Raw genomic sequence first — 23,210 nt, forward strand, 5'->3', positions numbered from 1 at the left:
ACCTACTTTCTTATTTTGATCTTGCGAAACCGTCGCAATGTTTGATTTCGCTCATATTAGAGCATGAAAAAATGATAAACGAACATTTTATGGAGAAAATGTGATCGCGATTGTTTTGGCAATGCTAAAAATGCTGCCGGTCGGTGATAAAGCGGCAGGGCATGGGGAAAACGGGGGCGAGGCTGTGAGCGAGTTCGCGCTTTTTGGGGTGATCAGCGCGGCATCGGCAGTGGAATGAGGGCAAGCAGAAAGGCGGGAGGCTGAAAACGAAGCGGCCGCCCGATGGCGGCCTGATGCTGGAGCGGATTAACGGCGACTCAGCAGATGTGACACTCGATCTGATGCTGGGACATCAGCCGCATCAGCTTCTCCGGCGGCTCCTGATCGGTGAACAGGGCGTGGATCTGGCTGAGGTTGCCGAGGTTGACCATGGCGTTGCGGCCGAACTTGGTGTGGTCGGCGGCCAGGAACACCTGGCGGGAGTGGGCGATGATGGCCTGGGCGATCTTCACCTCGTGGTAGTCAAAATCGAGCAGTGAGCCGTCGCTGTCGATGCCAGAGATGCCGATGACGCCGTAGTCCATCCGAAACTGGCCGATGAAGTCGCGGGTCGCCTCCCCCACGATGCCGCCGTCCCGGTTGCGAATTTCGCCGCCGGCGATGATGACGGTGAAGTCATCCTTGGCGGTGAGGATGCTGGCCACGTTGAGGTTGTTGGTGACCACGCGCAGCTCGCGGTGATCGAGCAGGGCGCGGGCGATGGCTTCGGTGGTGGTGCCGATGTCGATGAACAGCGACGAGCCGTCGGGGATGTTGGCGGCCACTTCCCGGGCGATGCGCTCTTTCTCCTTGAGCTGCATCACCTTGCGGGCGCTGTAGGCGGTGTTGACGGTACTCGAATGCAGGGAGGCCCCGCCATGGTGGCGCCGGATCTTGTTCTGCTCGGCAAGATCGTTGAGATCCCGGCGAATGGTCTGGGGGCTGACGTCAAAATGGGTCACCAGATCCTCGGTCGAGACAAAGCCCTGCCGCGTCAGGACGTCCAGGATCTCCAGATGTCGTTGGGTTTGCTTCACGCTTGAACTCCGATGATGAGACGAAAAAAGGCCCCGGCAGATGCGGGGCCTTGGGCAGTTTACCTGATCCCTTTTCCAATCGATAAGGGCAGGATCACGTTTTATGCCTTATGAACAGCAGCCTTGGCGGCAATCGACTCGTTCTCGTGCTTGAGGGTCATCGCCAGCAGCACGATGGAGAGCAAGCAGGAGGCAGTCAGCACCATGAAGCCACCGTCCCAGCCGAAGTGGTCAACGGTGTAACCCAGCATGGCGTTGGCCGCAACCGCGCCACCCAGGTAACCGAACAGACCGGTGAAGCCCGCCGCGGTACCGGCCGCCTTCTTCGGCGCCAGCTCCAGGGCATAGAGGCCGATCAGCATGACGGGACCGTAGATGAGGAAGCCGATGGCGACCAGGGCCATCATGTCGATGGTCGGGTTGCCGGCCGGGTTGAACCAGTAAACCAGCACGGAAATGGTCACCAGCACCATGAACAGGATACCGGCCGGAGCGCGGCGGCCCTGGAACATCTTGTCGGAGATCCAGCCGCACAGCAGGGTGCCCGGAATACCGGCCCACTCATAGAGGAAGTACGCCCAGGAGGACTTGTCGACGCTGAAGTCCTTGGCCTCTTTCAGGTAGGTGGGCGCCCAGTCCAGCACACCGTAGCGAATGAGGTAGACGAAGGCGTTGGCGATCGCGATGTACCACAGCAGCTTGTTGTGCAGCACGTACTTCATGAAGATTTCCTTGGCGGAAAACTCCTGCTCGTGGCTCTCGTTGTAATCCTTCGGATAGTCGTTCTTGAACTCTTCGATGGGCGGCAGACCGACCGATTGCGGGGTGTCACGCATCACGAAGAAGGCGATCACCGCGATGGCGGCAGCCGCGGCGGCCGGCACGTAGAAGGCACTGCGCCAGTCGTTGAACCAGCCCATCCCCAGAATGAACAGCGGGCCTATCATGCCGCCACCCACGTTGTGGGCCACGTTCCAGACCGAGACGATTTCGCCCCGCTCTTTTTGCGACCACCAGTGCACCATGGTGCGACCGCAGGGCGGCCAGCCCATGCCCTGTGCCCAGCCGTTCAGGAACAGCAGCACGAACATGATGGCGATGCTGGAGGTGGCCCAGTGCATGGTCCCCATCATGAACATGATACCGGCCGACAGCAGCAGACCGGCGGAGAGGAAGTAACGGGCGTTGGAGCGGTCCGACACGTTCCCCATCAGGAACTTGGAGAGACCGTAGGCGATGGAGACGCCGGACAGGGCCAGGCCCAGATCACCGCGGGAGAAGCCCTGCTCGATGAGATAAGGCATGGCCAGACTGAAGTTTTTCCGTACCAGGTAGTAACCGGCATAACCGAAGAAGATCCCGAAGAACACCTGCCAACGCATGCGTTTGTAGAAGGGGTCGACCTTGTCGGCCGGGAGCCTGTCTATGTGTGGTGCAGGCCTGAAGAGACTAAGCATGTTCTGCTTCCTTATTGTTGTTGTGGGCGGTTGAGGGTGCCCTGTCCATGCTGACCAATCAGAGGAGTCCCGATTCGAAAGCGAGCCTATTGTGCTCATATGTGAACATTTAATCTGTGATGTAGTCGGAAATATTGCAGTTTTATTACAAAAGAAAGTGTCAGATGAGTAATCACTCATCAGTCGCAATCCCTTGTGTAGCAAGGCTTTTGGATACCCACTAAGTGGTATAACCACGGTATCAACTTGCTTTCCGTCACATTTTCTTAGCAATGAGTGGGATCTTGTCCACATTTCCTGCGGGGAGGGAGTGGTGAATGGTCGATTTCGGTTTATTTTCTCTCTCGTCCGAGAACGAGCGCAAACGAGCATAACGTTTGCGTCAGCTCAAAAAACAAGAAGAAACGTTTTCGGGCGCAACAATGGGAATGAAAAACAACAAAACGGAACATCAAACCTACTCTGGGTGGATATAAGGAATAACGGTATGAGCATACAAAGACCCAATACCCTGCTTGGCGAGTGCATCGCCGAGTTTATCGGAACCGGCCTGCTGATCTTCTTCGGCGTCGGTTGCGTGGCCGCACTGGTGCTAGCCGGTGCCAACTTCGGGCAATGGGAAATCTCCATTACCTGGGGTCTGGGCGTCGCCATCGCCATCTATGTGACCGGCGGCATCTCAGGTGCCCACCTCAACCCTGCGGTCACCCTGGCCCTGATGACCTTCTGCGGGTTCGACAAACGCAAGGTGGTGCCCTACATCATCGCCCAGGTGGCTGGCGCCTTCTGCTTCGCGGCGCTGGTCTACTTCCTCTATGGTAACCTTTTCAGCCAGTGGGAAGTGACCCACAACGTGGTACGCGGCAGCGTCGAGAGCCTCGGCACCGCCGGCATCTTCTCTACCTACCCGAATGCCCTGCTCTCCAACATGCAGGCCTTCACCGTCGAGCTGGTGATCACCGCCGTGCTGATGCTGGGTATCATGGCACTGGGTGACAACAATAACGGCGCCCCCAAAGGCTTCGCCGCCGCCCTGCTGATCGGTATCCTGATCGCGGTGATCGGCGCCTCCCTTGGCCCGTTAACCGGTTTTGCCATGAACCCGGCTCGTGATTTCGGCCCCAAACTGTTCGCCTTCCTGGCCGGCTGGGGTGACGTGGCCCTGACCGGTGGTCGTGACAACCCCTACTTCTGGGTTCCCATCCTCGGCCCCATCGTCGGCGCCCAGATTGGTACCGCCCTCTATGTGAAAGTGTTGGCTCCCTGTGTGCCGGGCAACCGTGTTGCCGCCACCGAGCAAGCTGCCCAAACCGCCAAAGAAGAGGCCGCCGCCTAAGAGCGGCCCTCCCCAACGTGTAAAAACGTGGAAAATAAAAACGTGGAGAACATCATGTCTGCTGAAAAGAAATATGTCGTCGCTCTGGACCAGGGTACCACCTCCTCCCGCGCCATCGTGTTTGACCAGGACGCCAACATAGTCGGTACCTCCCAGCGCGAATTCACCCAGCACTACCCGAAAGCGGGCTGGGTGGAGCACGACCCGATGGAGATCTGGGCGACCCAGTCCTCCGTCTTCACCGAAGTGCTGGCCAAGACTGGCCTGCGCAGCGAAGAGATCGCCGCCATCGGCATCACCAACCAGCGTGAAACCACAGTGGTATGGGAAAAGGCCACCGGCAAACCCATCTACAACGCCATCGTCTGGCAGTGCCGCCGTACCGCGGCCATCTGTGAAGAGCTCAAGGCCCGCGGCCTGGAAGAGTACGTGCGTGAAAACACCGGTCTGGTGCTGGACGCCTACTTCTCCGGCACCAAGGTGAAGTGGATCCTCGACAACGTCGAAGGTGCCCGCGAGAAGGCGATGAACGGCGAGCTGCTGTTCGGCACCATCGACACCTGGCTGGTGTGGAAGATGACCAACGGCGAAGTGCACGTCACCGACCCGACCAACGCCTCCCGTACCATGCTCTACAACATCCGCGACCTGAAGTGGGATCAGCGCATGCTGGACGAACTGGGCATCCCTGCCTCCATGCTGCCGGAAGTGAAACCCTCCTCCGAGGTGTATGGCTACACCACCCGTGGCGGCGGCTCCCGCATCCCCATCGCCGGTATCGCCGGTGACCAGCAGTCTGCCCTGTTCGGCCAGCTCTGCTTCGAGAAAGGGATGGCCAAAAACACCTACGGCACCGGCTGCTTCATGCTGATGAACACCGGCACCGAGCCAGTTCGCTCCAGCAACGGCCTGCTGACCACGGTCGCCATCGGCCCGAAAGGGGAAGTGAACTACGCGCTGGAAGGTGCCGTGTTTATGGGCGGCGCCACCATCCAGTGGCTGCGTGATGAGCTCAAGATCATTCACGATGCCCGCGATACCGACTACTTCGCCTCCAAGGTGGGCGACACCAACGGCGTCTACCTGGTACCGGCCTTCGTCGGCCTGGGCGCCCCCTACTGGGATCCGTATGCTCGCGGCACCATGGTCGGCCTGACCCGCGGTGCCAACCGCAACCACATCATCCGTGCCGCGCTGGAATCCATCGCCTACCAGAGCCGCGATGTGCTGGATGCCATGCAGCAGGACTCCGGCATCAAGCTGGCGGCCCTCAAGGTGGACGGTGGCGCGGTAGCCAACGACTTCCTGATGCAGTTCCAGGCCGACATGATGCACACCCCTGTGGTGCGTCCGACCCGGATCGAGACCACCGCCATGGGCGCCGCCTTCCTGGCCGGCCTTGCCGTCGGCTTCTGGAAGAGCTCGGAAGAGCTGGAAGACAAGTTCAGCGTGGACCGTGAGTTCATCCCGCAGATGGACCGCGACGATCGCGCCAAACGCTACAACGGCTGGAAGAAGGCAGTCGAGCGTTCACGCCGCTGGGCCGAAGAGGAGTGATCGGGCAACCGATATCCTTGAAATAAAAACTGAAGGGGCCGACAGCAATGTCGGCCTCTTGTTTTATGGCCTGCCGGTCCCCTGCCAGCCGCCCCTGCCTTGATGACGATTTCATGTCAGACATTCTCAATTGAGTTATCTATCTATAATCATCTCTTGGGTCGCATATGCGACCTTATTTAATACAGGAGAGCGTTATGGAGCGGGCGATACACCTTGTTAGATTGCAATCACTCTGGTCGGGGCTCGGGATCCGCAGCCGGATCCTGATCGGAGTAGCCATCCTGATGATCATTGCCATCAGCTGCATCACCCTGATCCTGGAGCAGATCTCCCACGACAAGGCACAGCAGCGGGTGGAACGCTATGAGCTGCCAAGCAGCGTGGAGCGCATCGCCAACCAGCTGACCGCCGAGCTGACCCAGCACCTGACCGAAGCCGAGGCACTGGCCGGCAACAGCTTTGTCATCGACTGGCTGAGCCAGGAGATGCCCGCCGAGCAGTGGCCGATCATGGAGCGCTACTTTCTGGCACTGCAGCAACGCATCGGGGGCAATGTGTTTATCGCGCCACGCCAGAGCGCCACCCTGCTCAACTTCAGCAACGGCACCACGGCCCAGAAGAGACTGAGCGCATCGGATCCCAAAGACGAGTGGTTTTACGGCTTTCTGAAACGGGGCAAGCCCTACGAGCTGAACCTCGACATCTCCGACTTCGACAAGCGTGCCTCCCTCTACATCAATACCGCCGTCAGCAAAGAGGGGCAGGTGCTGGCAGTGGCCGGTACCTCCATCGACATGAGCGCACTGCGCAAGCTCATCAGCAGCTACCGGATAGGCAAGAGCGGACAGGTCTACCTGGCCGACATGGAGGGGCATATCGAGATCCACCCAGAGCAGGAGCTCAAGGGGGCCGCTCACCATCAGAGCGCCTTCCTCGACACCGTCAGGACGCTGATCCCGGCAGCCAGAGAACAGGTCGCGGTCCAGGCGCTGACGCTTGGGAAAGAGACCTATCTGATCGCCGTGCGCTACATTCCGGCACTCAATCGCCTGCTGATAGGCGAGATCAATGCAGCCGAACTGGAGGAGGGACGCAGCGAATCCCGCCGGCTTATCATCATGGTGTCGCTGGCTATCGGCGGGCTCGCCATGCTGGCCTCCGCCTGGCTCGCCCACTCCATCAGCCGCCCCATTCGCCAGGCCGCCGACGGCATGCACCACATCACCGCCGATCGGGATCTGGCGACCCGCCTGGACTTCTCGGATCAGTCGGAGCTGGGCCAGATGGCGCAGAGCTTCAACCGCTTGATCCAGAGCCTGAACCAAAGCTTCTCCCGCTTCCAGCAGTCAGGCAGTGCCCTCTCGGCCCAGTCCTCCCAATCCCTGCATCAGGCGCAGGCCCTGGCAGGAGAGGCCTGCCAGCAGGCCCAGAGCATCCAGGAGCTGAGCAGCGTGGTCGCCCTCATCGGCGACAATGCCGAGCAGATTGCCGGTCGCTCGGAGGGGGTCAACGAGGTGACCCACCGCATCGCCGATCACATGCTCGCCATCGAGCGGGACGTCAGTCAAAGCGCCCAGCAGCTCGACACCCTGCGCAGCAGCATCGGCAGCTCCTCCGCCCTGCTCGAAGAGGTGGTCAAGGACAGCAACAACATCACCCAGATCATGAACCTCATCCGTGACGTCTCGAACCAGACCAACCTGCTGGCGCTCAATGCCGCCATCGAGGCGGCGCGGGCGGGCGAGATGGGGCGCGGCTTTGCCGTGGTGGCCGACGAGGTGCGCCAGCTGGCGGTGCGCACCCAGACCGCCACCAAGGATGTGCAGGATCTCATCCTGCGCTTGCAGGAGGGTACCCGCCAGGCCAGCGGCTCCATGGCTGATTCCCGCACCCTGAGTGAAGAGAGCCATGACCGCATGCATCAGGCCAGGGCGGTGTTGATGGATGCCAGCCGCCAGATCAAGCAGACCGCCCTCGAGATAAACGAGATCAGCGCGCTGGCCCAGGCGCAGGATCAGCAGATGGGACAAGCCAGAGCGGCGCTGGACGAGCTGGCCATGGTGGCCGAGCACCAGCGCGAACACGCAGAAGAGAGCAATGCCGCCAGTCGCGAGCTGTTCGAGCTGGCCAAGGCGATAGACGAGCAGATCCGCCAATACCGGATCGGCTGAGCCGCTATCGGTCAGACAAGACGCCACCCTGGGGTGGCGTTTTCATTTTGCGAACAATTTTGCATCACTCCCGAAACGGGAATGGCACGCACATACACAACTGATTGATAAATAGAATGAAAAAATTTGGAACGGCCATTGCTAGTCATCGTTGAGTCATATCAGACGCAACCCAGGGACATCGCCATGAAGCCGACCACCACTCACACCCCCGCCGCCCAAACCTGTGTCACCCACAAGGCGGCGCTGACCCCCCGTGAAGGCACCTTGCTGATGATGGTTGCCCAGTTGCTGGTGCTCACCTGCATCGTCCTGGCCGCCACCCTGGCTGAGCTCCCCTGGTATTGGACGCTTTTGCTGGCCGTGCCGCCTGCCATCGGCGGCGCTCTGCTCAGCCGGGTATGGGGCAGATTGCCCCGCTAAGCCCTCCCCACCTTCCCAGGCAGACGGCCGCCCCTTGAGGCGGCCGTCTGCTTATCCGGTGCAGCCCCTGCCCCCTTCACTCGGCCGCGGGATCACAGGGCATGGCTTCCTAGTTGTTCCTTGAGGAAATCGAGCCAGACCCGCAGCCGGATGTCGCGCTGGGCATCGGAGTAGAAGACCGCATTGATGGGGCGCGAGGCGCCGCTGTTGCTGCGGGCCAGCACCTCCACTAGGGCCCCGCTCGTCCGATCCGGCCCGGTCATGAAATCCGACAGACAGACGATCCCCTGCCCCCGCAGCGCCAGCTGGCGCAGGGTTTCACCGCTGCTGGCGCGCAGGGTCGGGGTGATGGGAAAGCGATCCCCCTGCTCCTGGCTCAGAAGCGGCCAGTGGTTGAGGTGATCGGGGTGCAAAAAGCCGAGCAGCTCGTGTCCGCTCAGCAGATCTGCCGGCTGGCGCGGTGTGCCGTGCTCGCGCAAATAGTCGGGGGACGCCAGCAGCCGCAGCCGCGAGCGGCCCAGCGGCAGCGCCCGCAGAGAAGAATCTGTCAGCTCGCCGATGCGGATGGCCATGTCCACCCGCCGCTCCATCAGGTTGATAAAGCCCTCGGAGCTGTGCAGTTGCAGCTCGATGGCGGGATAACGGCGGCGAAACTCGCCGATGATGGGCACCAGCCGGTGCAGGATGAAAGGAGTGGCGGCATCGACCCGCAATACCCCCTCCGGCTGCTCGCGGCGCATCAGCAGCAGCCCCTCCGCCTCGCTCATCTCGGTCAGGATCTTCACCGCCCGCTGATAGAACCAGCCCCCCTCCTCGGTCAGACTGACCCGCCTGGTGGTGCGATTGAGCAGCACGGTGGCGAGCTTCTCTTCCAGCCGCTTGATGCCGCGGCTCACCACCGAATTGTCCATGCCGAGGTTTTCCGCCGCCTGGCGAAAGCTGCCCGCCTCCACCACAGCTACAAACAGGGTCAGTTCATCAGAATGGGTCTTCATTGCTGCAATCCAGACAAGAGTAATGGGCCTTTATAGGCGTAATGTCCTTGGGTTGGCAAGGGCGCTCTGGCAGCCGTGCCGGCATTTCAGGGAGAAAAACCAGATATGCGCGCTATCCCTCAACCTGCTTAATCCGTAGAATGCCGCAAAAAAGGCATCGTATGACGCCACATTGATATGAGACACATCAATGACATTTGAAGAACGACTGACCATAGCCCATCAGACTCTGGCTGACCAAGGCATCAAGGAATCCGACTACAACCCATGGGGGTTCAAGCTGCTGCGCAAACTCGGCTGCACCGTCAAGCCACCTTATTACGCGGGCTGGCTGGTCAATTTTCTTTATGCCAGCCTCAGTATCGCGCCGATCTGGGGTCTGATTATGTAGATGTTCGTTTGGAACCCAGAGGGAAGATCCTTCGTATCATCCTTGTTCAGCACAGCTCTATTCGCTGGTCTGTTTGGTCTCGTTACCTTAATCAGGCTCTGGCAAAGGCGCAGGCAGCTTGATTTGACCCCATGGGAACAGCTGGCATGCCAATCCACCAGTGCAGGCGCGACAGAAAAAGCGTGAAGAACCCTGCGGATTGACACCAGGTGCCATGCCCCTTTTGCAAAGCAAACCTCACAGACACGGACTCCCACCTTGCCCGATTTCGTCAAATTCATGATCAGTTTTTCAGTTAACTGCTTCATTCAAACCGCAATTTGTCTTGTGGTTCTCACCTACCGGCTGTTCCGTCACCATAATGGCAACTGGCGCAGCTATCGACGCAGCCGGGATCCTCTCCCTCTCTTTATCTCCATTTTACTTGGCATGGTGGTCGCTAGAAGGCTTCATCCAGCCATCATGACGGCCCTGGCGTGATGGGTAACCACAGCCTGAGATGGCCAGGCCAGGCCACGACAAGGAGATAACGTGACGGCACGCTCACATGCCACTCGGGGTTTGCCAGTAGAATGCGGTAAGCCGGCATCGTATGGCACCAAACACCTCAAGGAAAAACATCATGGAATTCGAACGTAGACTGGCGGCCGCCCACCGGGAGCTGGCAGAGAAGGGCGTGCAGACGCTCAACTACAACCCGCCGATCACCTGGCTGCTACGAAAGGCTGGGTTTACCATCAGGCCGCCCCACTACGAACGCTTTCTGGTCAATGTCCTTGCTCTGGGGATCCCCACTGGCGCTATCTGGGGGGTGTTGATGTGGTTCTTCGGCTGGCAACATGAGGTAACGCCAGCATTCGCCCTGCGCCAGAGCCTGCTGTTTGGCATAGGGTTTGGTCTGCTGATGGCGACCTGGCTCTGGTTTCGGCGCAAGCAGCTCAAACTGACTCCTTGGGACGCTTTGCCCCACTCCACGATCCGCACGCAAAAACGCTGGCAACCGAAATAATCACCGACAAGGAAATCCTCATGACCAGGGCCCATGAAAAACTGAACTATGTGGAGTTTGCGGCCAGGGATCTTGCCGCCACCAAGGCCTTCTTTCAGGCCGCTTTCGGCTGGCAATTTGCCGATTATGGCCCCGATTACTGCGCCTTCGAGGGAGAAGGGCTGGATGGCGGCTTCTATCGTGCAGACCTCTGCAGCCAGAGTGCGCAAGGCGGCGCCCTGCTGGTGTTCTACAGTGCCGATATTGTCGCAACCCAGACCAAGGTGACCAGCGCAGGAGGCACCATAGTTCGCCCCCTGTTCGACTTTCCCGGTGGCCGCCGCTTTCACTTCGTCGAGCCCAGCGGCAATGAGTTTGCGGTCTGGTCGGAGCCGGCCAGCGCCTGATGGCAAAAGGGCGCCCTGCTGGTGTTCTATAGCCCCATATTGCTGAGACCCAGAGCAAGGTAGCTAGCGCGGGGGCACCATAGTTAGTGTCCCTGTTCGATTTTCCCGCTGGCTGCAGCTTCCACTTTGTTGAACCCCGAAAAATGAATTTGCAGTCTGGTCTGGGCCAGACTGCATCTAACCCCTATTGGGAAGCAAGTCAGCATTTTTCAGCTGCTTATTCTATGCGATATCATGCTATTATATTTCGGCGCTAGGACTATTACAGGATAACACTGAAAAATGATGTTCCCGACAGAATTTGAGCGTTCTCATGAATTGTGTTTATATATTCACGATGTCATGGTGGAATTTATTAAGTCTGGGGAGATGCATGATGTTTTCAATCAGTCTATAAATATAAATGAAGAAGAAGTTTCTTCTTTAGAAAAGACCGACCAACATATCTTGGATTGGCTTGAAGAAAATAACAGAAGTGAGCAAAGAAATTTAGTAATACGAACTGTTGTGCTGCCAGCAGTCTTATCAGACATGTTACATTGTATTTTTGAATGCCTATCTACATCCAAAAAAGGTAAAATCGCAGTTTCCTTTATGTTGTTGCGAAAACCATTACAGGAAAGCTTATATCTGCTTGAGTCAATGGCGATAGATAAAAATTCATTTGTAGAGCATTTATCTAAAAACCCATTATTTCTCAGACCTAAAAATGGAGGTGGGCCAGTAGGCCATGCTCAACGAATAGACATTGTTTTAGATAAGATGGGGTTAAGGGAAATATTCAGCAGTCAATATATTTCTGAATTACGGTATGACAAAAAGAGCTATGATAGCTTCGATAGAGTTTGTAATCATGCGATGCATCTTTTTACCGAACACTCATCGATAAAAACAGATTTACTGAACATAAATTTTATTTTTTCAGGTGTTGAACAAATTTATAGTCAGCAACGATATTTATACACAAGGCTTCCATATTTACTTTATTATATATATTGCCTTTTTGAATATGTTGCTAGCGATATTGCACCAACGACTTCAGAATATGTTGAAAATATCAACCGTAGAATATCCGCATATTTTCTAATGGCCTACATCGATATGGATAATGAATTTATTACTGATGAGATACATAGACTAGCTAATCTTTTTAGGTATTCATTACAAATAGATCAGACACAATCGTTGAACTCATCCTCAATTATCAAAAGACTGGTTCATATAGCAGAAACAGGGTCACTAATGACAAATTAAGATAATCAGTCATAAAAAATCTCACTACCGCGATTGCTGCTCTCCCTTCAATACTGTTTTGTGGCCAGCGCCCTGTTTCCTGTGATAGACGGCGGGCATACTGACCCTTCGTTTTTGCAAGGAGGTTCAGATGTCATCCCCCGTGATTGTGATTGCCCAGCTTGAAGCCAAACCCGAATTCGCCCCCCAGTTTCGCGCCGCCTTGGACCCCTTGATCGCGGCCACCTTGCAGGAGGCTGGCTGCCTGCGCTACCAGCTGCATCAGGATTTGGACAATCCCCACAGCTGGATGCTCTACGAGGTGTGGGAGAGCGAGGCCGCCCTCAGCGCCCATCAAGGCCAACCCCATTTCACCGAATTTGTCACCACGGCCGAGCCCTGGTTTGCCGGCAGCACCATTCGCCGCTATCAACCGCTGGACGCCTGATGTGCCGCGCCGCCGAGCGCATTTTTACAACCCATTTGAGGAATAAATGATGAAGATGCCCAACCTGGGTCTTGGTACCTTTCGCCTGACCGGCCAACCCCTGCGCGACTCTCTGCTGCAAGGGCTCGAGCTTGGCTACCGCCATATCGATACCGCCCAGATCTACGCCAACGAGGCCGAAGTGGGCCAGCTGATGCGCGAGAGCGGCGTGCCCCGCCAGGATATCTACCTGACCACCAAGGTGTGGACCAGCGAGTTCGGCCCGGGCAAGGTGATCCCGAGCCTGGAGGTGAGCCTGGAAAAACTGGGCACCGACTATCTGGATCTGGCGCTGATCCACTGGCCCTCCCCCAAAGATGAGGTGCCGATGACGGTCTATCTGGAGCAGCTGGCCGAGGCCAAGGCCCGGGGTCTGACCCGCGAGATCGGGGTCTCCAACTTTACCGTGGCCCAGCTCAAACAGGCCATCGACATTCTGGGGCCGGGCGCCATCGCCCACCAGCAGGTGGAGATCCACCCGCTGCTGCAAAACCGCAAGGTAGTTGAGTTCTGCAAAGATCACGGCATCGCCATCACCGCCTATATGCCGCTGGCCTATGGCAAGGTGCTCACCGAGCCGCTGCTGATGGAAATTGGCCATCGCCACGGCGTCTCGGCGGCCCAGGTGTCGCTGGCCTGGCTGCTGGCCCAGGGCATGACGGTGATCCCGAGCTCCACCAGGCGGGAGAACCTGGCCGCCAACCTGGCGGCGCTGAAGGTCACCCTCACTGCCGACGAGCTGGCCGCCATCGCCACCCTGGAGCGGGGCGAGCGCTGTGCCGACCCGGACTTTGCGCCAGATTGGGATTAAACGAGAGTGGAGCCATGGTCTCTCGCTTCGGCGGCGGATAGCGGCAACCCGCACGAGCCTATTGCAGCCACGGGCTATCCCCTCTCCCTGTGGGAGAGGGTCAGGGTGAGGGCAAGCTCCTCTTTTTGGGTCATCAGGCCCCCCTCATCCCCAACCCTTCTCCCGCAAGGGGAGAAGGGAGCAAAGAAAACCCGACAACATCGACGAGAACCTGAGCGGGAGGCATCATGCCTCCCGCTTTTTTGTCTCCAACACAGCACCACAGCCGCCCGTGCCGATCTCCCAGCGCCTTCCCTCAACCCTTTGTTTCTTAAATCTTTCCTCTTAACTTTTTCCTCTTTCCTCTTTTCTCGTTGTCCTGGCTCGCTATGCACGGATTGCTGCCGTACGCGTTGTCTCTGCCCCCACCTCGTGCGCTACCAGTTGTACTTGCCGCGTTGCCTCAGCCACTCCTCCTTCCACTGTTCCATTGCTGCTTATTTGGCAAAAGTAATTTGATGTCGCCGTCATTTTGCCAACAAACCACCTCGGCATACTGGCGCCATTCTCCCGTCGGGAGTCACCATCCAAGGAGTTGTTATGCCACTGGCGTTGTTTGCCCTTACCTTAAGTGCCTTTGCGATCGGCACCACCGAATTTGTGATCGTGGGGCTCATCCCCACCATCGCCGAGCAGCTGAATGTCTCGCTCCCCTCGGCGGGCCTCTTGGTCAGCCTCTATGCCCTTGGCGTGGCCATCGGCGCTCCCGTGCTGACGGCACTGACCGGCAAGGTGCCGCGCAAGTGGCTGCTGGTGGGGCTGATGGCGCTCTTTACCGCCGGCAACCTGCTCGCCTGGCAAGCCCCCGGCTACGAAAGCCTGATCGTCGCCCGCATCCTCACCGGGCTGGCGCACGGGGTCTTCTTCTCGGTGGGCAGCACCATTGCCACCGGCCTCGTGGCCAAAGAGAAAGCGGCCAGCGCCATCGCCATCGCCATCATGTTCAGCGGCCTCACCATAGCCCTGGTGACCGGCGTCCCGCTCGGCACCTGGATTGGTCAGGTCTTCGGCTGGCGCGACACCTTTCTGGTGGTGAGCCTGCTGGGCCTGGTCGCCATGGTGGGCAGCCTGCTGCTGATCCCCAATAACCTGCCCAAGGGGGCGGCCTCGACCATCCGCGAGCAGCTCTCGGTGCTGACCAAAAAGCCGCTGCTGCTGGTCTACGCCAAGACAGCGCTCGGTTACGGCGGCGCCTTCACCGCCTTTACCTTCCTCGCCCCCATCTTGCAGCAAGTGAGCGGCTTTAGCGCCGGCGCGGTGAGCCTCATTCTGCTGGTGTACGGAGTGTCGGTCGCCGTCGGCAATATCTGGGGCGGCAAGCTGGCCGACAAGATGGGCCCGCTGCCAGCGCTGAAGCTGCTGTTTGCCGGTCTCGCCATGGTGCTGCTGGTGCTCACCTTCACCGCGCCGCACCCGGTGCTGGCGGTACTGACCGTGCTGGTGTGGGGCGCCTTTGCCTTTGGCAACGTGCCGGGCCTGCAGGTGCTGGTGGTGAAACAGGCCGAGCAACACACGCCGAGGGCGGTGGATGTGGCCTCCGGCCTCAATATCGCCGCCTTCAACGTCGGCATCGCGCTGGGCTCAGTGGTCGGCGGCCTGGTGGTGGAACACCTGGGTCTGATGCACACCCCCTGGATCGGCGCGCTGATCGTGCTGCTGGCCTACGGCCTCACCCATGTCAGCGAGCGGCAAGCCACCCGGATGGCACAGGCCTGCCCCCAGTACTGAAGCCGCAGGCCTTTGCTCTGCAAAATAGAAACGAGCGGCTGATGCCGCTCGTTTCGCTTTCACGCTCTGTTTATTTTGTTTTTGTTATGCCGCTTGCGGCCCGCCCTTGCCTGTCACGGCGCGTGCCAGCCAGTAGTCGAGGCTGACGTAGCGACCGCCGCCATACACCAGCAGTACCAGCAGCATCACGAAGTAGGTGGCGGCAAACTCCATCCCGTTGTTGAGCATCACGGGATCCCCAAGCTCGGTGATGTAGTTGTAACGACCGGGGAAGTTGGCGGCCAGCCACTCGATAAAGCCGTTGAGGCGCAATGTCGCCTCCATGCTGCCGGTGGCGATGGCATCCCAGCCGTGCTTCCAGTGCACCATGGCGCTCGCCACGCTCATCAGGAAGATGGTCGGAATGGCCATGACCCGGGTAAAGAGACCAAGGGCGATGCAGATGCAGCCCAGCACCTCGGTGCCCGCCGCCAGAAAGGCGAGCAGGGTCGGGAACGGCAGGTTGAGCCCCCCTTCCGAGGCTGGCGCGCCAAACCAGGCGACCGTGCCGGCAAACCCCACCACCTTGGAGTGGGCCCCCACATAGATGACCGGGATGAGGTAGAGGCGAATGGCCAGCAGGGCTAGAAAATCGAGCCGCTTGCACTGGGCCACGGCCCGCTCGTACCAATGGATAAGGGTATTGTTCATGGGATGTCTCCTTGGAAAGGGGGTACCTGACGTTCAATGGATATGGGTTCTATGGATGGCGGTTGAGTGGCCACCAGGCCGAGCCGGTGAAAATGGCGGGCCCACCCCAGCAGATCAAAACCGCTGCGATAGTGGTGCACCTGGGCGGCCAACCCGGCCACACTGACCCCTTGCTGCTGCCCAAGCAGCTGCAGCAGGGCCACATCGAATTCGCGCAGCGCCTGGCTGACCAGCTGATGGGCGGGGCAGCGAAACAGGGCGCAGAGCTCGGGAGTCTGACCGGCCGCCACCACCCGCCCCTGCTGGATCACAAAGGGCAGCGTCAGCAACTGCAGGGTGGGGTTGAGCCAGAGCTGGCTGCCCATCTCCACCGCTTCCCCTGCAAGCGGGCGCGGCACCTGCGCGTCGTCAATCTCGACGCACAGGCAGGCCCACTCATACTCCAGCAGCGCCAGCCGCAGCCCGGGCCAGTTGAGCCAACCCTCGCCCTGGCCAAGCTGCACATGGCGCACCAACTCGGTGGCAATCTGGTGAAAGGCGGGCTCCATAGCGCCATGGTGGGCGACGAAGCCATTCACCAGCGCATCGCGCTCAGCCGGCGTCAGGTGGTTCAGGGTGAGCGCGAAGGTACTCTCCAGCACCGCCTCGACATTGGCCCGCACACTGCGCACATAGTGGGGGGCGAGTTCGGCTGCCGACTCTCGTATGCAACCGGCCAGCCACTCGGTCTGCTGCCACAACCGGGGCGGGACCGCTGCGGCAGGCCATGCCCCCTGCTCTCGCCTAGTCATGACACACCTCCCGTCCCGCCGGATGCGCCGTCGCCTCGCAGCAGGCCTGATGGACCCGGACCAGCTCGTCCTCCAGCACGGGCAAGGGGGGCAGATGGTGATCCCGCTCCAGCAGCAGGGGGCGCAGGCCGTGGGTCTGCACCGTATAGCGGGCCAGCGCCACCACCTCCTCGCAGACCGGACGACCATGAGTATCCAGCAGGGTGCCGTCCGCCTCTTCCAGATGGCCGGCGATATGGAAGTAGCGGATCGCCTGGCTCGGCAGCCCGGCAATCATCCGCTCAGGGCAGTAGCCGTGATTGCGGCTGTTCACAAAAACGTTGTTGATGTCGAGCAGCAGCTCGCAGCCGCTGCGCGCCACCAGCTCGGTCAGAAACGCCTCCTCCGCCATCTCGTGCTCATAGCCGTGGTAGTAGGAGATGTTCTCCAGCACCAGCGGGCGGGCCAGCGCATCCTGTACCTGCCGGATCCGATCCGCCAGATAGGGGAGGTTCTCCCACTGGCGCGGCACCGGCAGCAGCTCGTAGAGATAGCCCCGGGCATCGCGGGAAAAGCTCAGATGCTCGCTGTAGATGTCGATGCCAAACTCGTCGAGAAAGGTGCGGATCTGGCCGAGCAGGGTCATATTGAGCGGCTGGCAATCGCCGAGGGAGAGGCTGAGCCCGTGGGCCACCAGCGGATAGCGCGCGGCGATCTGCTGCAGTTGCTCCCGCCTGGCGCCGCCAATGGCCATCCAGTTCTCCGGCGCCAGCTCGAGAAAGTCGATGCCGGGGCGGGCAGGCGCCGCACAGAGCTGGGCCAGATGCTCCTGGCGCAGCCCCACGCCACGGCTGCTGGCGCTTATTGGCCGCATACCCCCTCCGTCATCTTGCTCTCCTGGCGCTGGGCCTCGCCGTTGATCCCCTGCTCCGCCAGACCACACTTGCCATCGCGGGCGCGCACCAGCCGGCCCTGTGGATCGCTGTCGAGGGCCTGCTTCTCGAAGCGCTTCTCGGTGCCGCACTTGCCGGCCGCACACTTGCCGCCGTGCTGCTCGCTCGGCGCCGCCTTCACCGGCGCCTCGCTCGGGGTGGCCGCCAGCGCAAGCCCGGGGGTCAGCGCGATCAGGCCGGTCATGGCGATGGAGAGGCTCAGTTTGCGGGAGCTCTTGTTGCTGTGTGCGTTACTCATGGCTGGACTCCTTGACGGATGAAACGGGGTAACTGGAGAGATCGCGGGCGGCCACCACCTGGCCGTGGAACTGCTGCTTGACGATGGCCATCGCCTCCTTCTTGTGATTGAGACCGACCCCCATCCAGTGGTTCAGCACCAGCAGCTTGGGATTCACTTCGGCGGCAATTCTGGCGACCACCGAGGGTTTGGCATGGAGCGAGGCGGAGACGGGATCGGCGCCCTCGTGGATGGCGAGCGGCATCACCAGGATGTCGGCCCCCTTGGCAAACGGCACAAAGGCCGGGTTGCTGCCGTTCTGATCCGCCGAGATGACGATGGTCCCCTCGGCGCTCTCGATGCGATAGGCCAGACAGGGCACGTCCCCGTGGGGGATGCCGAGCGCCGTGATGGTCAGGCCATCCTGCTGATAGACCTGTTGCGGCCGGGGCGTCTGGTAGGGCACATCGTGCACATTGATGGGGAAGAGACCATCGGTGCCATCCTTGAAGCCGCCGAGGTAGGCATAAGCGCCCTTGCTCGGGTTGAACAGGGCGTCAAAGTAGCCGCTCATGCTCGGGAAGGCCGAGCCGGCTTGCGGCCCCGCCAGATCGAGGGGATCGCTGCGCTTGAAGAAGTAGGCCCCCTTGAGCAGCGCGGGCAGGTCGGTCACATGGTCGGTGTGAAAGTGGGTGATGCCAATGAAGTCGACCTCTTCGAGCTTGGCGCCCGCCTGGCCGAAGCGCAGATAGACGCCGCCACCGGCATCGATCAGGATGCGCGATTTGCCCTTCCACCAGATCACCTCGCTGGAGGAGGCGCGCAGATCGTCGGAGATGGGGCCGCCGCTGCCGAGCACCTGCAGGGTGAATGCCTTGTCCAGTGGCGTCAGTTGTACGGGCTCGGCCCAGGCCGGCGCGGTGGCGAGCGCGCAGCCGATGGCCAGCGTCACCGCTTTGATTGTCTGTTTCATAACGGATTACCTGTCGGTTGGATGACAAGAGAAAGGGGTCGGGGCGAGGCAGTGTCTGCCCTCCCCGACCGAGGGGGATCAGGGTTGAGAGCGGGGCTCATCCCGTTCATCGGCTTCCCAGCGTGCTTCCAGCCAGAGCAGGTTGCACAGGCCCAGCAACAGGGCGAAGCCCAGGCCCAAAATCCAGGTGAAGTACCACATAGCGGCTCCCTTGGGGTCAGTAGAGTTGATGGCTGTCGCGCTTGATGCCGGCACGATCCAGCTTGCCGCGCACCACCCGGTAGACCCAGCCGGTGTAGCCGAGGTTGATGGGCATCAGCACCAGCACGATCCCGAACATGATGGTCAGGGTCTTGAAGCTGGAGGTGCCGTCCCACAGGGTCAGGCTGCTGGCCGGATCCAGCGACGAGGGCAGCACGAAGGGGAACAGGGCGATGGCCACCGAGCAGAGCATGGCGGCGCAGGCCAGGCCGCTGGCCAGCAGCGCCAGTCGTCCCTTCTCCTGCCAGGCGGCGATGCCGCTGGCCAGCGGTGCCAGGGCGCCGATGAGGGGCACCAGCCACAGCAGCGGGTAGTCAAAGTAGTTGCCAAGCCAGCCGCAGGCGTGGGGGATCACCCCCTTCATCAGCGGGCTGATGGCGGCATTGGGGTCAAAGGGCTGGCCCGCCAGGCCGGTCAGCTGATAACCCGGCAACCCCAGCAGATGCCAGCCGGCCAGCAGATAGCAGAGGGTCACCAGCGGTGCCAGCAGGATGGCGAGGCCACGGGCCCGCAGTGCAGGGGTGCCCGTTACCTTGGCTTGCAGGAAGCTGGCACCGTGCAGCAGCAGCAGGCTCACCCCGGTCGCCACCACGCTGGCAATCCAGCTCCAGTGGAAGTCGAAGGCCCCATAGTGCAGGCGCAGTGCGCTGTCGAAGCGAAACGGCAGGCCCTGCATCACCAGCGCGATGGCGGCAGAGAGCACCAGGGTCGGCACCAGACCACCGGCCACCAGGGCGCGATCCCACCAGCGGCGCCAGAGGGGATCGGCCAGCTTGCTGCGATAGTCAAAGCCCACCGGGCGCAGGAAGAGGCCAAGCAGCAGCACTATCATGGGCACATAGAGCGCCGAGAAGGCGGCGGCGTAGACCAGCGGCCAGGCGGCGAACAGGGCGCCGGCGCCGGCGATGAGCCACACCTGGTTGCCCTCCCACACCGGCCCCACGCTGTTGATCACCAGTCGGCGGTCTTCATCCTCTTTCGATACCACCGGCAGCAGCATGGCGATACCGAGGTCGAAGCCATCCATCACGATGAAGCCGACCAGCATGAACAGCACCAGCCCCCACCAGATGAGTTTCAGGGTTTCATAATCCATCAGGCGATCCTCGCAAGTTCGGGTTGTTCACCGCTGTAGCGGCCGGTATGCAGCACGGCGGGCCCCTGGCGGATCACGCGGCGCAGCAGGAACAGCTCCACCACCAGCAGGCAGGAGTAAATGAGACAGATGGAGATCAGGCTGAACCAGAGCTGGCCCGGCTGCAGCAAGGAGACCGAGGCCGACACCGGCAGCACGTCGCTGATGGTCCAGGGCTGGCGACCGAATTCGGCCACGAACCAACCCGCCTCGATGGCAATCCAGGGCAGCGGAATGCTCCACAGCAGCGCCTTGAGTAGGCGGGACGAGGCGAGCAGCCGGTTGCGGCAGAGCTGGACGAAACCCGCCACGAACAGCCCGAGCATCACGACCCCCAACCCGACCATGATCCGAAATCCCCAGAACAGCGGCGCCACCTGCGGCACCGAGTCTTCCACCGCCCTGGCTATCTCGGCCTCACCGGCCTTGGCGATGTTGCTGGCATAGGGGGTGAGCAGCAGCCCGTAGCCGAGATCCTGACCGTGCTGGTCGAACAGCGCACGGTTCTCGGCCGAGTCGTTGCCGGCGCGGATCTGCTCGAGCGCCCCGGCGGCCACCATGCCGCTGCGAATGCGGGTCTCGTGCTGGGCCTTGAGATCCTTGATGCCGGTCACCGCCTCATCGAGGGAGCGGGTGGCGATGATGCCCATCAGATAGGGGATTTTGACCGCAGCGTGGGTGGTCTCGGCCCCCTGATCCGGGAAGCCGAACAGGGTGAAGGCGGCCGGCGCGGGTTCGGTCTCCCACTCCGCCTCGATGGCGGCCAGCTTGACCTTCTGCACCTCGCCGGTGCGATAGCCCGACTCGTCACCCAGCACGATGACCGAGAGAATGGCGGCCAGCCCAAAGCCCGAGGCGATGGCGAAGGAGCGCAGGGCGAAGCGCACCTCCATGCGGCGCAGCAGATACCAGCTGCTCACCCCCATCACGAACAGGGAAGCGGCCACATAGCCCGCCGCCACCGTGTGCACGAACTTGACCTGGGCCACCGGGTTGAAGATCACCGCGGCCACGTCCACCAGCTCCATGCGCTGGGTCACCAGGTTGAACTCGGCGCCCACCGGGTTCTGCATCCAGCCGTTGCCGATCAGGATCCAGAGCGCGGAGAGGTTGGAACCGAGCGCCACCAGCATGGTCACCAGCAGGTGCTGACCGCGGGAGAGCTTGTCCCAGCCGAAGAAGAAGAGCCCCACCAGAGTCGACTCGAGGAAGAAGGCCATCAACCCCTCCACCGCCAGCGGGGTGCCGAAAATGTCCCCCACATACTGGGAGTAGTAGGCCCAGTTGGTACCAAACTGGAACTCCAGGGTGATGCCTGTGGTCACCCCCATCACGAAGTTGATGCCAAACAGCTTGCCCCAGAAACGGGTGATGTCCTTGTAGATCACCTTGCCGGTCATCACATAGGCCGACTCTGCGATCACCAGGATCCAGGACAGCCCCAGCGTGAGGGGCACAAACAGGAAGTGGAACATGGCCGTGGCGCCAAATTGCAGGCGCGACAGGCTGACCACGTCATCCGGATTGATCATGCGTCACTCTCTTTTGTTGTATTTACCTTGCACGTTTTGTGCGAGACAAGTACACCACGGAGCATGACACCTATAACAGATGCAGTTATATTGAATTACACCTATAACAGTTACTGCATCACATGTCCCTTTACCGTCAGCTGGCCGACCGCCTGCAACAGCAGATAGAAGCCGGGGTGTGGCAACCCGGCGAGCGCATCCCCTCCATCCGCCAGAGCTGCAAGACCCATGGTCTGAGCCCCATGACGGTACTGCAGGCCTATCAGCTGCTGGAGAGCCAGGGGCGGATCCTCGCCCGCCCCCAGTCCGGCTACTACGTCAAGGCGGCGCCTTCCCGCCCTGCCGCCAGCCTGCCCCAGCAGGCTCACTACAGCGGCTCGGTGGACATCAACGATCTGGTGTTCGAGGTGTTGCAGGCGAGCAAGTCACGGGGGCTGGTGCCCCTTGGCATGTCGGTGGCCGACCCCACCCTGTTTCCTCATCCCCAGCTTGGCCGGGCGCTGGCCAGCTGCATGCGCCGGCTCGACCCCTTCAGCACGGTGGCAGATCTGCCCCCCGGCAACGAGGCGCTGCGCCGGGCCATCGCCCAGCGTTACGCCAGCGAGGGGCTGGCGGTGGACCCCCAGCAGATCATCATCACCACCGGTGCCATGGAGGCGCTCTCCCTCAGTCTGCAGGTGCTGACCGAGCCCGGTGACTGGGTGGTGGTGGAGTCCCCCACCTTCTATGGCGCCCTGCAGGCCATCGAGCGGCTCAAGTTGAATGCGGTGGAGATCCCGGTGATCCCGGGGGTAGGCATCGACCTCGCCCTGCTGGAGGAGGCCCTCGCCCAACGCCCCATCAAGGCGTGCTGGTTGATGGGCAATGTTCAGCACCCGCTGGGTCACACCATGCCGGATGAGCACAAGCAGGCACTGATGGCGCTGCTCAACCGACGCGGGGTGGCGCTGGTGGAGGATGACGTCTATGCCGAGGTCTATTTCGGCCGTGAGCGGCCAAGGCCCATCAAATACTGGGATACCCGGGGCGAGAGCCTGCTGTGCAGCTCCTTTTCAAAGTGTCTGGCACCGGGCTTTCGGGTCGGCTGGGTGGTGGCCGGTCGCCACGCCGAGCGGGTGCAGCGGCTGCAGTTGATGTCGACCCTCTCCACCAATGTGCCCAGCCAGCTGGCGCTGGCCGAGATGCTGCGTCAGGGCGGGGTGGATGCCCACTTTCGCCGGCTGCGCCACACCCTGGCCCAGCGCCAGCAGCAGATGCGGGCCGCCCTGCTGCGCCTGCTGCCGGGGGAAGTGAGCATCTCCTCCCCCGATGGCGGCTACTTTCTCTGGCTCGAGTTTGACCCGCGCCTCGACAGTCGCGTCCTGCACGCCCGGGCGCTGGCCAGCGGTTTCTCGCTGGCGCCAGGCGCCCTCTTCTCCAGCAAGGGGCTGCACAACCACTGCCTGCGACTCAACAGCTCCCATCCCTGGAACGAGCAGTTGGAGGCGGCCCTCACCCGGTTGGCCGAGCTTATTCACCAACAGCTGGACACAGCTCCCGCCAAGGACCAAAAGGCCCCATGACGGGGCCTTTTCCTT

24 protein-coding genes and 1 pseudogene are annotated in these 23,210 nt (G+C 60.8%); 14 read left to right on the top strand and 11 right to left on the bottom strand.

The features are described 5' to 3' along the window. The first annotated feature begins 100 nt into the window (after window positions 1-100). Window positions 101-238, top strand: coding sequence for a hypothetical protein (locus tag AB5Y81_RS05700; protein ID WP_017765987.1), 138 nt, complete (start codon window positions 101-103; stop codon window positions 236-238). Window positions 239-317: 79 nt separating this feature from the next. On the opposite strand, the gene AB5Y81_RS05705 is transcribed toward AB5Y81_RS05700, so the two are convergent. Both AB5Y81_RS05705 and glpT read right to left on the bottom strand, forming a co-directional pair. After that, window positions 318-1,076: a DeoR/GlpR family transcriptional regulator gene (locus AB5Y81_RS05705; RefSeq protein WP_005299558.1), complete on the bottom strand. Its 759-nt coding sequence runs from the start codon at window positions 1,074-1,076 to the stop codon at window positions 318-320. 101 nt (window positions 1,077-1,177) lie between these two features. Continuing rightward, the gene (gene glpT, locus AB5Y81_RS05710) at window positions 1,178-2,533 is read right to left on the bottom strand and encodes a glycerol-3-phosphate transporter (RefSeq protein WP_005299556.1); all 1,356 of its coding nucleotides are present in this window, start codon (window positions 2,531-2,533) and stop codon (window positions 1,178-1,180) included. A 487-nt stretch (window positions 2,534-3,020) separates the two neighbouring features. Here glpT and AB5Y81_RS05715 point away from each other — a divergent pair, with 487 nt between their 5' ends. The 4 genes from AB5Y81_RS05715 to AB5Y81_RS05730 all read left to right on the top strand — a co-directional run bounded on the left by AB5Y81_RS05715 (window position 3,021) and on the right by AB5Y81_RS05730 (window position 8,023). Beyond that, window positions 3,021-3,869, top strand: coding sequence for an MIP/aquaporin family protein (locus AB5Y81_RS05715; RefSeq protein WP_005299554.1), 849 nt, complete (start codon window positions 3,021-3,023; stop codon window positions 3,867-3,869). Window positions 3,870-3,923: 54 nt separating this feature from the next. Continuing rightward, a complete protein-coding gene (gene glpK / locus AB5Y81_RS05720; RefSeq protein ID WP_005299552.1) occupies window positions 3,924-5,426 on the top strand; it encodes a glycerol kinase GlpK in 1,503 nt (500 codons plus the stop codon). Window positions 5,427-5,623: 197 nt separating this feature from the next. Continuing rightward, window positions 5,624-7,600 (top strand): methyl-accepting chemotaxis protein, encoded by a 1,977-nt coding sequence (locus AB5Y81_RS05725; protein ID WP_279484539.1) that lies wholly within the window; start codon window positions 5,624-5,626, stop codon window positions 7,598-7,600. 186 nt (window positions 7,601-7,786) lie between these two features. After that, window positions 7,787-8,023, top strand: a complete 237-nt coding sequence (locus tag AB5Y81_RS05730) for a hypothetical protein (RefSeq protein WP_206219821.1) — start codon at window positions 7,787-7,789, stop codon at window positions 8,021-8,023. Between the two features lie 92 nt (window positions 8,024-8,115). Here AB5Y81_RS05730 and AB5Y81_RS05735 read toward each other — a convergent pair whose 3' ends face one another. Continuing rightward, entirely contained in the window at window positions 8,116-9,018 is a 903-nt protein-coding gene (locus tag AB5Y81_RS05735) for a LysR substrate-binding domain-containing protein (RefSeq protein WP_005299545.1), read from the bottom strand. Between the two features lie 190 nt (window positions 9,019-9,208). Here AB5Y81_RS05735 and AB5Y81_RS05740 point away from each other — a divergent pair. From AB5Y81_RS05740 to AB5Y81_RS05775, 8 genes and pseudogenes are all read left to right on the top strand, one after another. Further along, window positions 9,209-9,595 (top strand): annotated as a pseudogene (locus tag AB5Y81_RS05740) (DUF6404 family protein). Window positions 9,596-9,667: 72 nt separating this feature from the next. Next, window positions 9,668-9,889 (top strand): hypothetical protein, encoded by a 222-nt coding sequence (locus AB5Y81_RS05745; RefSeq protein ID WP_162791134.1) that lies wholly within the window; start codon window positions 9,668-9,670, stop codon window positions 9,887-9,889. 142 nt (window positions 9,890-10,031) lie between these two features. Next, window positions 10,032-10,418, top strand: coding sequence for a DUF6404 family protein (locus AB5Y81_RS05750; protein WP_017779401.1), 387 nt, complete (start codon window positions 10,032-10,034; stop codon window positions 10,416-10,418). Between the two features lie 20 nt (window positions 10,419-10,438). Next, window positions 10,439-10,804, top strand: coding sequence for a VOC family protein (locus tag AB5Y81_RS05755; protein WP_024942200.1), 366 nt, complete (start codon window positions 10,439-10,441; stop codon window positions 10,802-10,804). 285 nt (window positions 10,805-11,089) lie between these two features. Beyond that, window positions 11,090-12,058 (top strand): hypothetical protein, encoded by a 969-nt coding sequence (locus AB5Y81_RS05760; RefSeq protein ID WP_368146592.1) that lies wholly within the window; start codon window positions 11,090-11,092, stop codon window positions 12,056-12,058. Between the two features lie 130 nt (window positions 12,059-12,188). Beyond that, window positions 12,189-12,485 (top strand): putative quinol monooxygenase, encoded by a 297-nt coding sequence (locus tag AB5Y81_RS05765; RefSeq protein WP_024942201.1) that lies wholly within the window; start codon window positions 12,189-12,191, stop codon window positions 12,483-12,485. 46 nt (window positions 12,486-12,531) lie between these two features. Continuing rightward, window positions 12,532-13,335: a 2,5-didehydrogluconate reductase DkgB gene (dkgB, locus tag AB5Y81_RS05770; RefSeq protein WP_279484541.1), complete on the top strand. Its 804-nt coding sequence runs from the start codon at window positions 12,532-12,534 to the stop codon at window positions 13,333-13,335. 579 nt (window positions 13,336-13,914) lie between these two features. Further along, a complete protein-coding gene (locus AB5Y81_RS05775) occupies window positions 13,915-15,102 on the top strand; it encodes an MFS transporter (protein WP_368146594.1) in 1,188 nt (395 codons plus the stop codon). 84 nt (window positions 15,103-15,186) lie between these two features. Here the strand turns inward: AB5Y81_RS05775 and AB5Y81_RS05780 are convergent, their stop codons facing one another. The 8 genes from AB5Y81_RS05780 to AB5Y81_RS05815 form a co-directional block, all read right to left on the bottom strand. After that, on the bottom strand, window positions 15,187-15,792 hold the full coding sequence (locus AB5Y81_RS05780) for a DoxX family protein (protein ID WP_279484542.1): 606 nt from the start codon (window positions 15,790-15,792) through the stop codon (window positions 15,187-15,189). After that, entirely contained in the window at window positions 15,789-16,532 is a 744-nt protein-coding gene (locus AB5Y81_RS05785; protein WP_341536329.1) for a putative DNA-binding domain-containing protein, read from the bottom strand. The genes AB5Y81_RS05780 and AB5Y81_RS05785 overlap by 4 nt, the downstream gene beginning before the upstream one ends. A gap of 43 nt (window positions 16,533-16,575) precedes the next feature. Further along, window positions 16,576-17,436, bottom strand: a complete 861-nt coding sequence (locus AB5Y81_RS05790) for a DUF692 domain-containing protein (RefSeq protein ID WP_279484544.1) — start codon at window positions 17,434-17,436, stop codon at window positions 16,576-16,578. Then, complete coding sequence (locus tag AB5Y81_RS05795) at window positions 17,424-17,753, bottom strand: hypothetical protein (protein WP_017765999.1); 330 nt, start codon at window positions 17,751-17,753, stop codon at window positions 17,424-17,426. The genes AB5Y81_RS05790 and AB5Y81_RS05795 overlap by 13 nt, the downstream gene beginning before the upstream one ends. Beyond that, a complete protein-coding gene (locus tag AB5Y81_RS05800; protein WP_139430398.1) occupies window positions 17,746-18,705 on the bottom strand; it encodes an MBL fold metallo-hydrolase in 960 nt (319 codons plus the stop codon). Before AB5Y81_RS05800 ends, AB5Y81_RS05795 begins: the two co-directional genes overlap by 8 nt. 78 nt (window positions 18,706-18,783) lie before the next feature. Beyond that, window positions 18,784-18,906, bottom strand: coding sequence for a cytochrome bd-I oxidase subunit CydX (gene cydX / locus AB5Y81_RS05805; protein ID WP_017766001.1), 123 nt, complete (start codon window positions 18,904-18,906; stop codon window positions 18,784-18,786). Window positions 18,907-18,922: 16 nt separating this feature from the next. Next, window positions 18,923-20,062, bottom strand: a complete 1,140-nt coding sequence (gene cydB, locus AB5Y81_RS05810) for a cytochrome d ubiquinol oxidase subunit II (protein WP_010634395.1) — start codon at window positions 20,060-20,062, stop codon at window positions 18,923-18,925. Next, window positions 20,062-21,633 carry a cytochrome ubiquinol oxidase subunit I gene (locus tag AB5Y81_RS05815; protein WP_279484545.1) on the bottom strand — a complete coding sequence of 524 codons (1,572 nt, stop codon included), beginning with the start codon at window positions 21,631-21,633 and terminating at the stop codon, window positions 20,062-20,064. Before AB5Y81_RS05815 ends, cydB begins: the two co-directional genes overlap by 1 nt. 122 nt (window positions 21,634-21,755) lie before the next feature. Between AB5Y81_RS05815 and AB5Y81_RS05820 the strand changes: the two genes are divergently transcribed. Next, on the top strand, window positions 21,756-23,195 hold the full coding sequence (locus AB5Y81_RS05820; protein WP_279484546.1) for a PLP-dependent aminotransferase family protein: 1,440 nt from the start codon (window positions 21,756-21,758) through the stop codon (window positions 23,193-23,195). The last annotated feature ends 15 nt before the right edge of the window (window positions 23,196-23,210 follow it).

Source organism: Aeromonas sp. s2, assembly GCF_040907935.1.
Classification (GTDB): domain Bacteria; phylum Pseudomonadota; class Gammaproteobacteria; order Enterobacterales; family Aeromonadaceae; genus Aeromonas; species Aeromonas dhakensis.